We start from the raw sequence: 15961 nt of genomic DNA, 5'->3' as shown, positions 1-15961 counted from the left end.
CGCCGTCCGGCGCCCCGGTGCCCGCATGACGCTGCGGCCAGTGCCCCAGCCCGGGGCGGAGGCGGCGCGGCAGGTGGTCCGCTGGGTCATGACGCGCATTGATACGGAAGACGCGTCATCATGATGATGGTCTGGCCGGTATGACGGGCGCGGATGGCCGCCCGAAGATACTGGAGATCACCAACGTCGACTTCGCGCTGCGGCAGTTCCTCCTGCCGCTGATGCGCGTGCTGCGTGACCGGGGGTGTGACGTCGTCGGGGTGTGCGCGGATGGTCCTCTGCTGGCCGACGTGCGGGCGGACGGTTTTCGCGTCGAAACGGTGCCGATGGCCCGCAGTTTTTCGCCACGGGCGCAATGGCGGGCGTTGCGGGCTCTGGTGCGTCTGATCCGGCGTGAACGGCCCGACATCGTGCATGCCCATATGCCCATCAGCGGGCTTCTGGCCCGACTGGCCGCGCGCCTGTGCGGTGTGCGGTGCGTGGTGTACACGTGCCACGGTTTTTTGTTCAATCAGCCGGGGTCGCGGGCGCGTCGGTGGCTGGCGCTGGTTCTGGAATGGGCGGCGGGACGTGCCACGGACCTGTATCTGACCGTCTCGCGGGACGAGGCGGCCGACGCCCGGCGGCTACACATCCACCCGGAGGCGATTGCGATCGGGAATGGCCGGGATCCGGCCCAGTTTCGACCGGATCGGGACGCGCGGTCGCGCGTGCGTGCGGAGCTGGGGGTGCCCGAGGCGCAGGTCGTGATCATCGCCGTGTCCCGGCTGGTGCGGCACAAGGGGTATCCTGAGTTGCTGGCCGCGATGGAGTCGGTCCCGGACGCGCAGTTGTGGATCGTGGGCGAGCGTCTGGCGACCGATCACGGCGCGGACATGGGGCCGGTTCTGGCGCGTGCGGCGGAGCGGCTGGGCCCACGCCTGCGTCTGCTGGGTTATCGCACCGATGTGGCCGCCTTGCTGGCGGCTGCGGATATCTTCACGTTACCGAGCCTGTTCGAAGGGCTGCCGATGTCGATCATCGAGGCGATGCTGACCGGGCTTCCCGTCGTCGCGACCGATATTCGCGGCCCGCGCGAACAGATTGTCGACGGGCAGACCGGTTTCCTGGTGCCGCCGGAAAACGCCTCGGCACTGGCGCGCGCGCTTGCGACACTGGTCATGGAGTCTGCCCTGCGGGCACGTATGGGGACGGCAGCGCGGGAGCGGGCGGTCGAACGGTTCGACGAGCATCAGGTGCTGTCCCGCACCGCCGACCTGATCCTTGCGTCGTGGGAACGGCGGACGTGAGGGCGGGGCACGCCCATCTGTTCCAGCGACGCTCGTGCGCCTGACGCGCCGGACGCTCATGGCGCTGGCCGGGGCCGGCGTTGTGACCCCATGTCAGGCGGCGTCGGGCGTGAGTGGCCGAAAACCTCTGGTTGAGCTGCCGTTGAGAAACGACGGGGGTTATCTGTCGGTGATCGCCGTCGTCGACGGCGTTTCCGTAAGATTTGTGATTGATACCGGAGCCGAGGGCGGGTTGATCACGCCCGCGCTGGCCCGATCGCTGTCGCTTCGTCGCGATCCGGCGTCGTCGAGTTTCGTGCAGGGCAGTCGCGGCGGCCGCACGGTGCCAAACCTGATCGTGCCGTCACTTGCCTTGGGGGATGTCCGGTTCGGGCCGCTGAGCGTGCCGATGGGGGCTCTCCCCGGCTCACCGACGCTGACGCCGCCGGTCGGGGGGTTGCTGGGGGCGGATCTTCTATCGCGTTTCGATGTCGAGTTCGACGTGCCGGCTGGTCGTTTGCGTCTCTGGGCACTGGGCAGTCGGTTACCGCCGCCGTGGGCTGCCTATGAACTTCCGGCGTTGCGGGAGGGGGATCGGCTGCGGATCGAGGTCCGGCTGGACGGTGCGCGGCTGATGGCGCTTCTGGACAGTGGTGCGCGGTCGCGCGTCGTGTCCGAGGCCGTGGCGAGGCAACTGGGGGTCAGTGCTGATGATCTGGCGCGCGATCCCGGCGGCACGACGGCCGGGGTTGATCTGCATGCGGTTCTGTATCGATGGCACACATTCCGCTCGCTGGTGGTCGGTGGGGAGCATGAGACGGCGCCGGTCCTGACCGTGTCGCCGCTGGCCCCGGATACGGAGATGCTGCTCGGCTCGGACTGGTTCGCGCAGCGGCGTGTGCTGATCGCCTATGGCGAGAGCCGGCTGTTCGTCCGGCGCGCAGGGACGGTCCCGCACGCCGGAACGACGGTCAGCCCTTGAGGCGCGCGTTGCAGGAGCTGTAGTAGCCGCCGCCTTTCTGGATCCATTTCAGGCCGCCATTGCCCGTTCCACCGGCGTCCTTGTTGGCATGATACTGGTCGAGGCAGGTCTTCATCCGGGCCTTGCCAGCCGAAAGGGTGCTGTATTTCGACGACACGGCACTGGGGAACACGGCATTGCCGGATGCGACGGTGGTGGCAGCCTTCGGTGCCGATGTGGTGGCTGCCGGAGCTGGCGTCGCCGGAGCTGCCGGTGCCGCGGCGGTCCCGGGGGCAGCGGACGGAGCCGTGGACTGGTTCAGCGGACTGGCGGTCGGGGTGTTGGCGGCGGGGGCATCGTCGGCGCAATGGGATGCCTTGAAGGCCGTATAGGTCTGGCCGTTCAAGGTGCCGGCGCCCTTGGCGTCGGTGAAGGCCTGGTGGCAGGCCTTGGCGGTCATCGCCGCCTGCGCCTGAGGTGCCGCGGTCGCTACGACCAGTGCGAACGCTGTACTGGCGCCGACCGTGCGCGCAACGGTGAAAAAGCCCATGGTGTTGCTATCCTTGACCTGAGCGCCCGCGGGACGCGGGAGAGGGACGAGCCGGGTGTTCCAGCCGAACACGGCCCGTCGCCATTTATCGTCGGCGCGGGATTATCAGGCAAGGGGCAGACCGGTCTCCCCGCCGCGCGGACGGGAGGGAGACCAGGTTCGGTGCGCGCGTACGGCCTCCGACGGGCGCCTCTAGTTGATCTGCTCGCCGTGCAGGGACATGTCGAGACCTTCGATCTCCTGATCCACGGTCACGCGCAGCCCTATCGTGACGTCAACGACCTTGAGCACCACGTATGTCAGCGCGGTGCACCAGACGATTGTGACCCCCACGGCTTCGGCCTGAACCAGAAGCTGGTGGGCGGATCCGACCACGCCGGTCGGATTCGCGTCCGTGGCCGAGAGCGGCCCGTAGGCGAACACCCCGGTCAGAAGGGCGCCGAGGATGCCGCCGATACCGTGCACGCCGAACGCGTCGAGGCTGTCGTCATAGCCCAGCTTGTGCTTGAGAGTCGTGGCGGTGAAGAAACAGACGATGCCCGCCGCCAGGCCGATCACCAGCGCCCCGCCGGGCAGGACGAAGCCGGCCGCCGGCGTGATGGCGACAAGGCCACCCACAGCGCCCGAAATGATGCCCAGCACTGTCGGCTTGCCGGTGCGCCACCATTCGACCGCCATCCAGCCCAGGCCCGCCGCCGCGGTGGCAACCTGAGTGGACACCATCGCCATGCCGGCGCGGCCGTTCGCGCCAAGCGCCGAACCGGCGTTGAAGCCGAACCACCCCACCCACAGCAGCGACGCGCCGATAACGGCGTAGGTCAGGTTGAACGGCGACAGATCGTCGTGCCCGTAACCACGGCGCTTGCCGATCACCAGCGCGCAGACGAGACCCGCGACACCGGCGTTGATGTGGACCACGGTGCCGCCTGCGAAGTCGATCGCGCCCAAGGCGGCCACCCAGCCGAGGGGGCTCCATACCCAGTGGGCGATCGGGGCGTAGACGACCAGCGACCACAGCACCGTAAACGCGCACAGTGCGCTGAACTTCATCCGGTCGGCGAACGCGCCGGCGATAAGCGCCGGCGTGATGATCGCAAAGGTCATCTGGTACGCCATGTAGACACTTTGCGGGATCGTCATGACCGTGGGGTTGGGCGACCCTTCGCCCAACGTGAAGGCAATGTCGACGCCCTTGGCGATATGTGCCCCCAGATCGGCCAGCATGGCGTGCGACAGGTCGCCGATCCACGCGTTACCGGTGCCGAACGCCAGACTGTAGCCCGCGATCATCCACACCAGCGTCGTGATGCAGCAGATCGTGAACGACTGCATGACCGTGGCGAGCACGTTCTTCTTGCGGACCATGCCGGCATAGAACAGGGCAAGACCGGGGATGGTCATCATCAGCACCAGCGCGGTGCTGACCAGCATCCAGGCCGTATCGCCGGAGTCGATCGCGGGCGGCGCATCGGCCGCGAGGGCAGGGGTGGCGGCGCACAGACCCGCGAAGACGGGCAGGGCGGCCAGCACAGGGGCCCGGACGGCCCCGACGATGCGTGTCACAGCGCGTCGTCTCCGGTTTCGCGCGTGCGGATGCGGATCACGCGCTCGATGGGGCTGATGAAGATCTTGCCGTCACCGATCTTGCCGGTATGGGCGGCCTGAAGGATCACGTCGACGACCTGGTCAACCAGGCTTTCGCTGACCGCGATCTCGATCTTCACCTTGGGCAAGAAGCTCACGTGATATTCGGCGCCACGATAGATTTCCGTCTGGCCCTTCTGTCGGCCGAATCCCTTCACTTCGGATACGGTCAGACCCTGAACCCCAAGGGGTGTCAGGGCCTCGCGAACGTCGTCGAGCTTGAAGGGCTTGATGATGGCTGTCACGAGCTTCATCGCGCCGCGTCTCCTGTTGCTGTTATCGCCTGTCTACTCGACAGGGGCTGGTCGTACCGTCAAGCAATTTTCGTGCCAAAGCGAAATCATGGCCATCTTCGCGTGCCGCAACCCGGTTCGCTGCGGCCTCTTTGGCCGGTTGCCTGTTTTGTGGGCGGTACCCGATTTCCCCTTTGTCATCGGGCGGTGTATCCAGGCAGGCAATTGCCGCAAAGACGATCAGGACAGGGCGCATGATGATCACCAATGAACCCGCGGACGGGGACGATGTGCTGGCCGTTGACGTTTGCGTGGTCGGCGCCGGACCCGTGGGCGCGACACTGGCCTGTCGGCTGGCGACTCTGGGCGCGCGGGTGGCGATTCTGGACCACGCGCCCCTGCCGCCGATGGAAGACCCGGCCTTCGACGGGCGCGCCTATGCGATCGCTGCTGTGGCGCGACGGCTGCTCGACGACGCCGGGGTTTGGGAACATCTGCCGCAGGCGACATGTCCGATCGAGGAAATTCTGGTCACCGATGGACGCCCGGGAGAGCCCGCATCGCCGCTGTCGCTGCTGTTCGGGCGCGAGGATGCGGACCAGCCCTTCGGCTGGATGGTCGAGGCGCGTGCGCTGCGCGTCGCGCTGAACGCGGCCCTGCATACGTCGCCGGGCATCACCGTGCTGGCGCCGGACAGCGTTCAGACGGCAGATCGCGGCCCGCAGGGTGTCCGCGTGCGGACGCGATCGGGGCGTACCGTGGTCGCGCGTCTGCTGGTGGCGGCCGAAGGGCGACGGTCGCCGCTGCGGGACCAGGCGGGGATCCGGGTCACGCGTCGTCCGTATCATCAGAGCGGGATCGTCTGCGCGATCGCCCACGAACGACCGCATGATGGTCGCGCGCTGGAGCATTTCCTGCCGGGTGGTCCGTTTGCCCAGCTGCCGATGGCCGGGAACGAGCATCATCCCAACCTCTCGGCCCTGGTCTGGAGCGAGCGCACCGCGCTGGCCCAGCGTCTGTACGAATTGCCGCCCGAACCCTTCGCGCGCGAGGTCTCGCGGCGCCTGGGTAAGCACCTGGGCGCCATCACGCCTGTCGGACAGCGCTGGATATACCCGCTGTCGGCCCAGTTCGCCGATCGCTACACCGACACGCGTCTGGCGCTGATCGGCGACGCGGCGCACGGCATCCACCCGATCGCGGGGCAGGGGCTCAATCTCGGGTTCCGGGACGTGATCGCGCTGTCCGATCTGGTGGGTGAGGCGATTGCGCGCGGTCAGGACGCCGGAGCTGCGGGGCTGTTGGCGCAGTATCAGCGCCGTTGCCGCCCCGCCAACATGCTGATGTTCGTCGCGACCGACATGCTCGAACGCCTGTTCGGGAACGATAACCCGGTTTTGCGGTTGGGTCGTGATCTGGGTCTGGCCGGGGTGCAGCGGCTTCCGGGGCTGCGGCGTTCGTTCGTACGTCACGCCATGGGGTTATGACCCCTTTTTCAGACGTACGACCGGGCTTATCTTGATCGGGCGGCCCACTGTCACGAGCCGAGTTTGAAAGAGAGACATCCTGATGGGTGACAATGTCCACACCCTGCCGGCCGCCCACCCGCGTGTAAGCGAGGGGCCGATCGATCTTGTCGCCCTCTGGAAGGTGATGTTCGAGGAGGGGTGCGGCTGCTTCGACCCCCTGGTGCGGGGCCTTCTGCACACCGGGATCAAGGCGCATGCGGGCTTCGACGTGGCGTTGGCCGCGATGGTCGGTCGCAAATTGGGCGACCGGTCCGTCGCGGGCGATGCGCTGGAAGAACTGATGCTGGAGGCCTACCGCGCAGAGCCCGATATCGTGCAGGCGTCGGCGGCCGATCTGGTGGCCATTCGCGAGCGTGACCCTGCCGCGCCCGATCACGTCACGCCGTTCCTGTTCTTCAAGGGGTTCCACGCCGTGCAGGCCTATCGGGTGGCGCACTGGCTGTGGCTGTCCGGCCGGCGGCATCTGGCGCAGCATCTGCAAAGCCGGATTTCGGAATTGTTCGCGATGGATATCCACCCTGCCGCCCGGCTTGGGCGCAGGCTTCTGTTCGATCACGGCACCGGCGTCGTGATCGGCGAGACCTGCCGTATCGAGGACGACGTCTCGATCCTGCAGGGCGTGACGCTCGGCGGGACAGGCAAGAATATCGGCGACCGTCACCCCAAGGTGCGGCGTGGCGTCCTGATCGGCGCGGGTGCCAAAGTGCTGGGCAATATCGAGATCGGTGAGGGGGCGAAGATCGGCGCCGGCTCAATCGTTCTGGAAGCGGTGCCGCCGTTCACCACCGTGGTGGGGAATCCGGCGCGCAAGGTGGGAACGCGCCATCACACCATGCCTGCGCTGACGATGGACCAGACGCTGCCCCCGATCGATTACGTGATCTGAGGGGCCACGACCGGGCCGCGCCTTATTGGCGCGGCCCGGCGGCGAGTGTCAGTTCTGGGCGGCGACAAAGCGCTCCAGCCAGTGGATGGTGTAGTCGCCCTTGCGGAATTCCGGATCGGCAAGGATACGCCGGTGCAACGGGATGACCGTCTTGACGCCCTCGATCACGAATTCGTCCAGCGCACGCTGCATGCGGTTGATGGCCTCGATCCGTGTGGGCGCATGGACGATCAGCTTGGCGATCATGCTGTCGTAGTAGGGCGGCACGCGATAGCCGGAATAGATCGCACTGTCGATGCGCACGCCCAGCCCTCCGGGAGGGTGATAGACCCCGATCGTGCCCGGATTGGGCATGAAGGTGTCGGGGTCTTCCGCATTGATGCGGCATTCGATGGCGTGGCCGGAAAAGCGAATGTCGGACTGGGTATAGCCCAGTGGCTGGCCTGCGGCGATGCGGATCTGCTCGCGCACCAGATCGACGTCACAGACCATCTCGGTCACCGGGTGTTCGACCTGCAGACGCGTGTTCATCTCGATGAACGAGAACTGGCCATCCTGATACAGGAACTCCAGCGTGCCGGCGTTGCGGTATCCCATCTTGGCCAGTGCCGCCGTGGCGGTGGCGCCGATCGCGTCGCGCTCCTCGGCCGTCAGGACCGGTGATCCCGCCTCTTCCAGCAGCTTCTGGTGGCGACGCTGGAGCGAGCAGTCACGCTCGCCGAAGTGGACCACGTTACCGTGCGTGTCGGCCAGGATCTGCAACTCGATATGGCGCGGCCGGTCGAGGTATTTCTCGAGATAGACCTCGTCATTGCCGAAGGCGGCGCGGGCCTCGGTGCGTGCGACGCTCCAGGCTTCCTCGATCTCATCCGCGCTGCGGGCAACCTTCATGCCACGCCCGCCACCACCAGCGGCCGCCTTGATCAGCACGGGGTATCCCACCTGCGCGGCCACCGAGCGCGCGGCTTCCAGGTCCGGCAACGCGCCGTCGGAGCCCGGCACGAGCGGCACGCCCAGCGCCTGCATGGTCGTCTTGGCGGTGATCTTGTCGCCCATCATGCGGATATGGGTGCCCGTCGGCCCGATAAACGCAAAACCATGCGCTTCCACCGTCTCGGCGAAGTCGGCGTTCTCTGACAGAAAGCCGTAGCCCGGATGGATTGCGTCCGCGCCTGTGATGGTGGCGGCGGACAGAATGGCGGCCACGTTCAGATACGAGTCGCGCGACGACGGCGGCCCGATGCACACGGCCTCGTCCGCCAGACGCACATGCATCGCGTCCGCGTCGGCGGTGGAGTGCACGGCGACGGTCTTGATGCCCAGTTCGCGGCAGGCGCGCTGGATGCGAAGGGCGATTTCGCCGCGATTGGCGATCAGGATCTTCGAGAACATTCTCAGCCGATGATCAACAGGGGTTCGCCAAACTCGACCGGCTGGCCGGACTCGACCAGAATGCGCGTGACGGTGCCGGCGCGGGGGGCCTTGATCTGGTTGAAGGTCTTCATGGCCTCGATCAGCAGCAGCGTCTGGCCGGCCTGAACTGTTTGCCCTTCGGTCACGAAAGCAGGCGAGGCCGGGTCGGGCGTCAGGTAGGCGACGCCGACCATCGGGCTGTTGACAGCACCAGGGTCCTTGGCCGGGTCGACCGCCGCCGTGGCCGGCGCAGCAAGCGGGGCCGCGACAGGCGCCGGGGCATAGGCCGTCGGGACCGCTGCCTGAACGGGCGGAGCGCCGCGTGCGACGCGAATACGGCTGTCCTTTTCGGCGATCTCGATCTCGGTGAGACCGGTTTCGGTCAGAATGTCGGCCAATGCCCGAATGGCATCCGCGTCCACGAGCAGTCGGCTCATCGGTCGTCCTCGTCCATGATCATGTCTGTCATCGCCTGAAGGGCCAGCGCATACCCGCGCACGCCCAGCCCGCAGATCACGCCAGTGGCAGCCTGCGAGACGTAGGAATGATGCCGGAAGGCCTCACGACGATGAATGTTGGAGATATGCACCTCGACGACCGGCAGGTCGACGGCCAGAAGCGCGTCGAGTACGGCGATGGAGGTGTGGCTGTAGGCAGCCGGATTGATGATGATTCCGCGCGCCCGACCCCGGCATTCCTGAATCCAGGACACCAGTTCGCCTTCGATGTTGGTCTGGCGAAAGTCGATGGCGACGTCCAGCCGCTCAGCCGTCTGGATACAGACCTGCTCAACGTCGTCCAGCGTCGCCCTGCCGTAGACGGCAGGCTGGCGCAGACCGAGCATATTGAGGTTGGGGCCGTTGAGAACGGCAATGAGCGGACGCATCATAATCCGCCGCCCGTAGCACGACCGGATGCGCCATCCAAGGCACTTGTTCGGGGGAGGCGGGGCGGCCGCCCCTGTTCGTCGCGGGATGGACGCTCCGTGAAGGCTGCGCGCCAGTATTTCGGGCGTCCCGTGACGGCGCCTCCAGTAATCGTGGCGTAAATGAGGCGTGCCGCCGCGATGAAAGCATGCCGCAACACTCGAAAAGCACCTGTTATCAGTCCCATGACTGTCGCCTGGACGCTGCGTCTGGCGTTTGTGACCCGGCAAAATTTGCCCGGCGTGCGAAATATGTTGATCTGCACACCGCGATGATCCTTTATGAACCCCTTCGTCAACAGGATACAGACCGATCGAGTGAAGCGCTTTTCCTTCTCGCCCCTTTCGTCGCTGCCACGCCTGGCGCTCGTCTTCGCGCTCGGTGCGCCTCTGATGGTGGCCAGCGCTCGTGCTGACGATGCACAGGCACCGGCCCATACGGCATGGGCGGAGGCCGTGCGTCAGGCACTGGCCGGACGCATGCACCATGTGATCGAGGCGGGACGGGAACGTATGGCGCGCACCGAATATGGTGTGGCGAGCTGGTACGGGCGCAAGTTTCACCATCGTGGCCGCACGTCGGACGGCGATGTGTTTACCGGCACGGAAATGACGGCGGCGCACCCCACGCTTCCGTTCGGCACCAAGGTGCGCGTGACGTCAGAGGATACCGGTCGCTCGGTCGTCGTGACCGTCAACGATCGTGGCCCCTTCAACAGCCGTATTATCGACCTGTCGCGCGCTGCCGCTGCGAAACTTGGCATGATGGGCAGTGGTGTGGCCCACGTCACCGTGTCCCCGCTGAACACGGCCGAGGTCGCGCAGGCACAGGAAGGTGACACCAGCGCGCAGGCCGTCGCCGCTGCGGCTACCGGATCGGCCGGCACCCGCTGATCCGGCAAGCGGGGGAAACCCGGTCGGCAACTTGCAACCGGCTTTCCGATATCATGGGCGACGTTTTGCCGCCCTTTTTTATGTCTCGGCGACCTGAAGCACGCGCAACTGCGGTGTCTTTCGTCCACCCACGAACAGGGCCTCCATGCAGGCGTTGATCTCGGCACCGAGAAGCGCGACGAAAGCGCTTGCATAGGACCACATCATCAGGGCAATCACCGCCCCGAGCGGGCCGTAGGTGGAGTCGAACGACCCTACGTGACTGACATAGAATGAAAATCCGATCGAACTGACGATCCACAGTGCCGTCGCGATCAACGCGCCGGGCATGACCCAGCGCCAGAGTATGGCTTCGGTACGTGATGGGCCTATACGATACAGGGTCGCGAAGGCGGCCGTGACGAAGACGACAAGCGCCAGCGGGCCGGCCATGCGCACCGCGATAGACACCGACCATGGCGGAGCGGTCAGCCCCAGGCGGGCCGGGAAATAGGCCACCAGCACGGGCAGGGCGACCAGAAGCGCCAGTGTGACCGCGGCGCCCAGGATGGTGGAGAAGGTCATGCCGAGCGCGACACCCTGGAACTTCAGAAAGCTGCGAATTTCCGGGAAGTTGTAAGCCATGTTCAGGGCCGAAAGCATGGATTTCGTCCCGGCGGACGCCGACCACAACGTGACCGTAAGGGAGATGGCCAGATTGAGTGTCAGGGCGGCGTGGGGACGTTCGACCAGCACATGAATGCGGTCGGCGATCAGGTCGGCGGCGGCGGTCGGCAGAAGGTTGTGCAGGAGTTGTAACTGCGGCTCGACCGATTGCAGGTCAAACGCCAGACCGTACATCGAGATCAGCATCGAGATCGTGGGAAACAGAGCGAGCGTCGCGTAAAACCCGCAGCCGGCGGCGGCGAGGGAAATGCGATCTCCCACCACCGCCAGCACCGCGTGCTTGCAGATCGTCCGCCATTCGGTCGCAGTGATCTTCAGCGGACTGTCATAGGAATGGATGGGCGTCTGCTCGACCGGCTCGACCGTCTGGACTATCGATTCACCGGGGCGTTTCGGTGCGGCGGGGTCGGTCGATTCTGCGTGCGGGTCGCGGTCGTTCGTCACCGGCGAGGACGGCGGATCGGTCAGGCCGGTCGGTTCGGGGGCGGCCGTGGCCGGTTCGGTGCTCATGCTTTCGTCTACCATCCTTGCTCGGTCAAAAAAGCAACGAACGAGGAGTTTTTTTGTTGCGTGAAAAAGGTTTTGGTCCCATATGGCCTCCACGCAACAACGCACGTGCCGCTGGCCCTTGAAGGTTACGCAACGACGTCAAGCGTTCTGGCAATCGGGGAGCCCGACTTCGGGTACCCAGCTTTGGTCGCTGGTCCGTTAGACCGTTTCGCAATCCAGTCCGCGTTGTTTCTCCATATAGACGCGGACGCTGTACTGGGGGGTGGTTCCTATGAACCCGAAAATCACCCGTTTCCTGGCTGACCGTCAGCCCGCTACTCCATGCCTCGTCCTTGATGTGGACCAGGTTGAACACCGCTATCGCGCCATCACCGATGTGCTGCCGCTGACCCGTGTCTATTATGCGGTCAAGGCAAATCCGGCCGCGCCGATCCTGAATCGTCTCGTCTCTCTGGGATCGAGCTTTGATGCGGCGTCGTGGGAAGAAATCCGCCTGTGTCTCGACGCTGGCGCCTCCCCCGATCACATCTCCTTTGGCAACACCGTCAAGAAGGCAAGTGCCATTGAAGCGGCTTATGCCGCGGGTGTGCGCATGTTCGTCTTTGACAGCGGCGAGGAGCTTGAGAAGATCGCGCGTCACGCGCCGGGTTCGAAGGTCTATTGCCGCCTGATCGTCGCCAATGAGGGCGCTGAATGGCCGTTGTCGCGCAAGTTCGGCACCAGCGTCTCGCATGCCCGTGACCTGATGCTGCGCGCGCGCGACATGGGGCTCGACCCGTATGGGCTGTCGTTCCATGTCGGCAGTCAGCAGACCTCGACCGAGGCGTATGAGGCCGCGATCGCGCAGGTGGCCATGCTGTTCACGGATTTGTCTGCCGCGGGCCTCGACCTGCGCATGGTGAACATGGGTGGTGGTTTTCCCATTCGTTATCGCGAGGACGTGCCGGAGATCGACCAGTTCGCGGACACAATCCATCGCGCCCTGCGGCAGCATTTCGGCAACAATCTGCCGGAGACGATCGTCGAGCCGGGTCGCTTCATCGTGGCCGAAGCGGGTGTCGTGTCGACCGAGGTGGTTCTGGTCAGCAAGCGTGGCAACGACAAGGGGCCGCGCTGGGTCTATCTCGACATCGGTCGTTTCGGTGGTCTGGCCGAGACGGAGGGTGAGTCGATTCGGTACGCCCTGCGCACCGGGCACGACGGCGACGAAACCGGTCCGGTCGCGATTGCCGGACCGACCTGCGACGGTGCGGACATCATGTATGAAAAGGCGCCGTATGCGCTGCCGCTTTCGTTGCGGGCGGGTGACCGGATCGAGGTTCTCGGGACTGGCGCGTATGTCACGACCTATTGCTCGACCCGTTTCAACGGTTTCGCCCCCCTCGAGGAGCATTATCTCTGACCGGGGGGGCGCCTTCCGCCGGATGGCGCAGGCGTGCCGTCCGGTCCGCGCTTTGGGTATTCGGGCTCTCACTTGCGCTGGGTCCGGCGCGGGCGGCTATGGCCAAACCGCATCTGGTGACAGCGTCGCCAGTGGACAGGGCCGTGGTTCACGGAACAACCCTTGTCGTGACCTTGCGGTTTGACCGCGACCTCGATCCCGTGCGCGGGCGAATGATGCTGCTCGAGGCGTCCGGCCCTCCGCAACTGGTCATGGTGCCGCCGCCTCAGGACCCGCGTGTGCTGACCGCCTCCATTCCAGTCGTGCCCGGTGCCTACACGGTTCTGTGGCAGGCGAGCGACAAGGACGACAAGGCGGCGGACGGCACGCTGCACGTGGTCGTCCAGCCGTAAGGTCTTACATCTCGGGGCCAGGGCCGCGCAGGACCCAGCCGCCCCGACGCGCGAGCACGGTGGCGTAGTACAGGCCTGAGGCAACGGCGACACAGAGCGTGAAGATCAGGCTGGGCCGCCCGACGTCGGGGGCGAGCCAGTTCGAAAACACGACATAGCCCATGGCCGCGAGTGCCGCGACCGGTGCCAGCGGAAACAGGGGCATGGCGTAGTGCCCATGCGCCGTGAGGCCGCGTTTGCGGCCGGTGATCACGGCGACGCACAGCATGGAATACACCAAAATCAGCCCGGTCCCCGTTGCAATGACCAACAGGTGCAGGGAGACGAAGCAGGCGACGCAGGTCATGGCACCGGCCGCGATCATGGCCACCCAGGGTGAATGATACCGTGCATGCAGTCGTGCAAGCGGCGCGTTCAGCGTGCCGGGCAGCACATGATCGCGCGCCATGCTGAACATCTGACGCGACGCGAGCAGAAGATTGGCGATTACGGCATTCACGATCGCAAGCGCGACCGCGATGCTGACGACCGTCGTCCAGACGGCGCCCGCGCGCAGGGTGATGAAGTCACTGAACATGTCCGAAGACGACAGGAAGGATCGGTAATCGGGCACACCCATCAGTACTGCGGTCACCGGGACCAGTTCGGCCAGCACGGCCGCGACCAGCGCGGCCAGGATCGAGCGCGCGATGTGACGGGCCGCGTCCACGGTCTCTTCCCCCAGATAGACGGCGGTGCCATAGCCGTTATAGGCGAAGATCGCGACCGACATGGCCATGGCGATCGTCGATGGCGGGGTCGGGACAAGCGCGTGCGATGCGTTGAGCATGACCGGATGCGTGATGAGTTCGCTCAGCGGATGAACGACGTGCCACAGCCCCAGCACGGTCAGCAGCACAAGCGCGGCCACTTCGACGCCCAGGAAAAGCCCTGTGATCAGCGCGCTGGTTCGGATGTTCAGGATGCCGAGTCCCGTGCTGATGATGACCGCTGCGATCGCGGTGGGAATTTGTGGCAATGCCGGGAAAACCACCCCCAGATAGGCCGAAAGCCCGAGTGCCATGATGGCGGGAATCAAAATGAGTCCCACCAGATTGACCCCGAGGACGATGAAACCGGTCAGCGGCCCGAGAACGCGGCCGACGATCGCATACTCGCCGCCCGTCAGCGGAAAAGCCGAGGCGAGCTCGGCATAGACCAGCGCCATGCACAGACCGACCAGCGCACCGCCGATCATGGCGAGGACGCTGCCCGACCCGGCCGCCGCGATGGCGCTGGGAGCTATGATCAACGCTGACGATGCCGGCGAGATTGCCGAAAGGGTGATCAGCGTCGTGCCGATCATGGTCATGCCCTGTTTCAGTTGCGGCGGCGAGGGAGGCAGCACGTTCATCAGGGGCGGTCTTTCGTATCGAGGCCATGAAAGCGGCGGACGGTGTGTCGGAGCTGTTCCGTATCGATCGCGTGCACGGTTCGGCCGTGCTTTCCGGTCATGGTCTGCGCGGCCACGAGCGCATTGACGATGGCCTCGTCCGTTGCTTCGACAGCGGCGGTAAAGAAAGCATCCATGCAGCTGTTGCCGAGTGTTTTGATGGACATGGACGTGGGAAGCGGCACTTCCCCAGGATCGTTCGCCGTGGTGAAGGCGACGAAGATGTCCCCCGAACTGTCACCTGACGGGGTGCCGCCGCGTCCGATCCCGATGGAAATCCGCTTGGCGATCCTGCGCATTTCGGTCGGGCCGAACGGTGCGTCGGTCGCCAGCACGACAATGATCGAGCCGCGCTCGCTGGCCCAGAGACGGTCGCCCGTCATGCCGACGCCCACGGGTGCCCCGCAGACCGTAAGCCACGGTCGCAGCCCATGATTGGCCTGAACGATGACGCCAAGGGTGTAGGTGCCGTCGCCGGTTGTCACCTGTCGTGACGACGTGCCGGACCCGGCCTTGAATTCATAGGCGATCATGCCGGTGCCACCGCCCACGCAGCCTTCGGCGACCGCGCCGCCCGACGCCGTATCGATGGCGGTCAGAACGTCGGTTTCCGTGACGTGCTGGCCGGCAATGTCGTTGAGCCAGCCGTCGAACGTCTCGCCCACGACGGGAAGTGGCCAGATCGTCTCGCCGATTTTCTCGGGAAATTGGCGTGCCAGCCAGCGCGCGGTGGCATGGTGCGCGATCCCCAGAGAGCAGGTGTTGGTGATGGTGATCGGCCCGGTCATCCATCCGGACTCGTCAATCCAGTGGCAGCCGGTCAGCTCGCCATTGCCGTTCATCGAGAACGCTCCGGCCCAGACCGGGTGAAGCAGGTCCTCGGGCGCGCGCGGCAGGATCGCGGTGACACCCGTGCGCACCGTCTTCCCGTCGCGATCCTCGTTCAACGTGACGTGGCCGACGCGGACGCCGGGCACATCCGTGATGGCATTGAGAGGACCGGGCGTGCCCGGCATGGGAAGCCCGAGTTCGCGGGCGCGTCGGGCGACAGGGCTGTGAGCGTGCATAAGGCCCATCATGACATCATTGCGATGTCGTGACCATCGGGCCGTCGCGTCCGCGCGTGGGGCTTATGCGACCGCGGCGCGCAATCCGGCCCCGGCGGCGATCGGGCAAAGGGGAAGAGAGGCGGCGAGAAACGCGCAGAGCAGATCGAGGTCGGGGCCGAAGGGCAGGCCCACACGCGCGGCCTCGAC

Annotated in this window: 16 protein-coding genes; 7 read left to right on the top strand and 9 right to left on the bottom strand. The window is 65.8% G+C overall.

What is annotated here, in order from left to right; translation table 11 throughout:
* Positions 1–140 precede the first annotated feature (140 nt).
* Both HUK82_RS09145 and HUK82_RS09140 read left to right on the top strand, forming a co-directional pair.
* The gene (locus HUK82_RS09145) at positions 141–1289 is read left to right on the top strand and encodes a glycosyltransferase family 4 protein (RefSeq protein ID WP_176613681.1); all 1149 of its coding nucleotides are present in this window, start codon (positions 141–143) and stop codon (positions 1287–1289) included.
* A gap of 109 nt (positions 1290–1398) precedes the next feature.
* Complete coding sequence (locus HUK82_RS09140; protein WP_176613680.1) at positions 1399–2250, top strand: retroviral-like aspartic protease family protein; 852 nt, start codon at positions 1399–1401, stop codon at positions 2248–2250.
* On the opposite strand, the gene HUK82_RS09135 is transcribed toward HUK82_RS09140, so the two are convergent.
* From HUK82_RS09135 to HUK82_RS09125, 3 genes are all read right to left on the bottom strand, one after another.
* Positions 2240–2779, bottom strand: a complete 540-nt coding sequence (locus tag HUK82_RS09135; protein ID WP_176613679.1) for a hypothetical protein — start codon at positions 2777–2779, stop codon at positions 2240–2242. The genes HUK82_RS09140 and HUK82_RS09135 overlap by 11 nt on opposite strands.
* Positions 2780–2971: 192 nt before the next feature.
* The gene (locus tag HUK82_RS09130; RefSeq protein ID WP_373318262.1) at positions 2972–4333 is read right to left on the bottom strand and encodes an ammonium transporter; all 1362 of its coding nucleotides are present in this window, start codon (positions 4331–4333) and stop codon (positions 2972–2974) included.
* Positions 4334–4338: 5 nt separating this feature from the next.
* Positions 4339–4677 (bottom strand): P-II family nitrogen regulator, encoded by a 339-nt coding sequence (locus HUK82_RS09125; RefSeq protein ID WP_176613677.1) that lies wholly within the window; start codon positions 4675–4677, stop codon positions 4339–4341.
* A 236-nt stretch (positions 4678–4913) separates the two neighbouring features.
* Between HUK82_RS09125 and HUK82_RS09120 the strand changes: the two genes are divergently transcribed.
* Both HUK82_RS09120 and cysE read left to right on the top strand, forming a co-directional pair.
* The gene (locus HUK82_RS09120; RefSeq protein ID WP_373318263.1) at positions 4914–6143 is read left to right on the top strand and encodes a UbiH/UbiF/VisC/COQ6 family ubiquinone biosynthesis hydroxylase; all 1230 of its coding nucleotides are present in this window, start codon (positions 4914–4916) and stop codon (positions 6141–6143) included.
* Positions 6144–6309: 166 nt separating this feature from the next.
* Positions 6310–7071 carry a serine O-acetyltransferase gene (cysE, locus tag HUK82_RS09115; RefSeq protein WP_246495098.1) on the top strand — a complete coding sequence of 254 codons (762 nt, stop codon included), beginning with the start codon at positions 6310–6312 and terminating at the stop codon, positions 7069–7071.
* Positions 7072–7119: 48 nt separating this feature from the next.
* Here cysE and accC read toward each other — a convergent pair whose 3' ends face one another.
* Genes accC through aroQ form a run of 3 tightly spaced genes read right to left on the bottom strand, consistent with a single transcriptional unit; the run spans position 7120 to position 9373 of the window.
* Positions 7120–8463, bottom strand: a complete 1344-nt coding sequence (gene accC, locus HUK82_RS09110; RefSeq protein WP_176613674.1) for an acetyl-CoA carboxylase biotin carboxylase subunit — start codon at positions 8461–8463, stop codon at positions 7120–7122.
* Between the two features lie 2 nt (positions 8464–8465).
* A complete protein-coding gene (gene accB, locus HUK82_RS09105; RefSeq protein WP_176613673.1) occupies positions 8466–8921 on the bottom strand; it encodes an acetyl-CoA carboxylase biotin carboxyl carrier protein in 456 nt (151 codons plus the stop codon).
* Complete coding sequence (aroQ, locus tag HUK82_RS09100; RefSeq protein ID WP_176613672.1) at positions 8918–9373, bottom strand: type II 3-dehydroquinate dehydratase; 456 nt, start codon at positions 9371–9373, stop codon at positions 8918–8920. The genes accB and aroQ overlap by 4 nt, the downstream gene beginning before the upstream one ends.
* A gap of 354 nt (positions 9374–9727) precedes the next feature.
* Here aroQ and HUK82_RS09095 point away from each other — a divergent pair, with 354 nt between their 5' ends.
* The gene (locus HUK82_RS09095; RefSeq protein WP_264802207.1) at positions 9728–10303 is read left to right on the top strand and encodes a septal ring lytic transglycosylase RlpA family protein; all 576 of its coding nucleotides are present in this window, start codon (positions 9728–9730) and stop codon (positions 10301–10303) included.
* A gap of 78 nt (positions 10304–10381) precedes the next feature.
* On the opposite strand, the gene HUK82_RS09090 is transcribed toward HUK82_RS09095, so the two are convergent.
* On the bottom strand, positions 10382–11479 hold the full coding sequence (locus HUK82_RS09090; RefSeq protein WP_176613671.1) for a YihY/virulence factor BrkB family protein: 1098 nt from the start codon (positions 11477–11479) through the stop codon (positions 10382–10384).
* 271 nt (positions 11480–11750) lie between these two features.
* Between HUK82_RS09090 and HUK82_RS09085 the strand changes: the two genes are divergently transcribed.
* On the top strand, positions 11751–12881 hold the full coding sequence (locus HUK82_RS09085; protein WP_176613670.1) for a type III PLP-dependent enzyme: 1131 nt from the start codon (positions 11751–11753) through the stop codon (positions 12879–12881).
* Between the two features lie 98 nt (positions 12882–12979).
* Complete coding sequence (locus HUK82_RS09080) at positions 12980–13273, top strand: copper resistance protein CopC (RefSeq protein WP_176613669.1); 294 nt, start codon at positions 12980–12982, stop codon at positions 13271–13273.
* 4 nt (positions 13274–13277) lie between these two features.
* Here the strand turns inward: HUK82_RS09080 and HUK82_RS09075 are convergent, their stop codons facing one another.
* On the bottom strand, positions 13278–14666 hold the full coding sequence (locus HUK82_RS09075) for an APC family permease (protein ID WP_176613668.1): 1389 nt from the start codon (positions 14664–14666) through the stop codon (positions 13278–13280).
* The gene (locus HUK82_RS09070) at positions 14666–15772 is read right to left on the bottom strand and encodes a DmpA family aminopeptidase (RefSeq protein ID WP_246495032.1); all 1107 of its coding nucleotides are present in this window, start codon (positions 15770–15772) and stop codon (positions 14666–14668) included. The genes HUK82_RS09075 and HUK82_RS09070 overlap by 1 nt, the downstream gene beginning before the upstream one ends.
* Between the last annotated feature and the right edge of the window lie 189 nt (positions 15773–15961).

The sequence above is a fragment of the Ameyamaea chiangmaiensis genome (assembly GCF_013376175.1).
In the GTDB taxonomy this organism is placed as follows: Bacteria; Pseudomonadota; Alphaproteobacteria; order Acetobacterales; family Acetobacteraceae; genus Ameyamaea; species Ameyamaea chiangmaiensis.
Note: the sequence above shows the minus strand (reverse complement) of the source record. Positions and strands in the feature narration are given on the sequence as shown.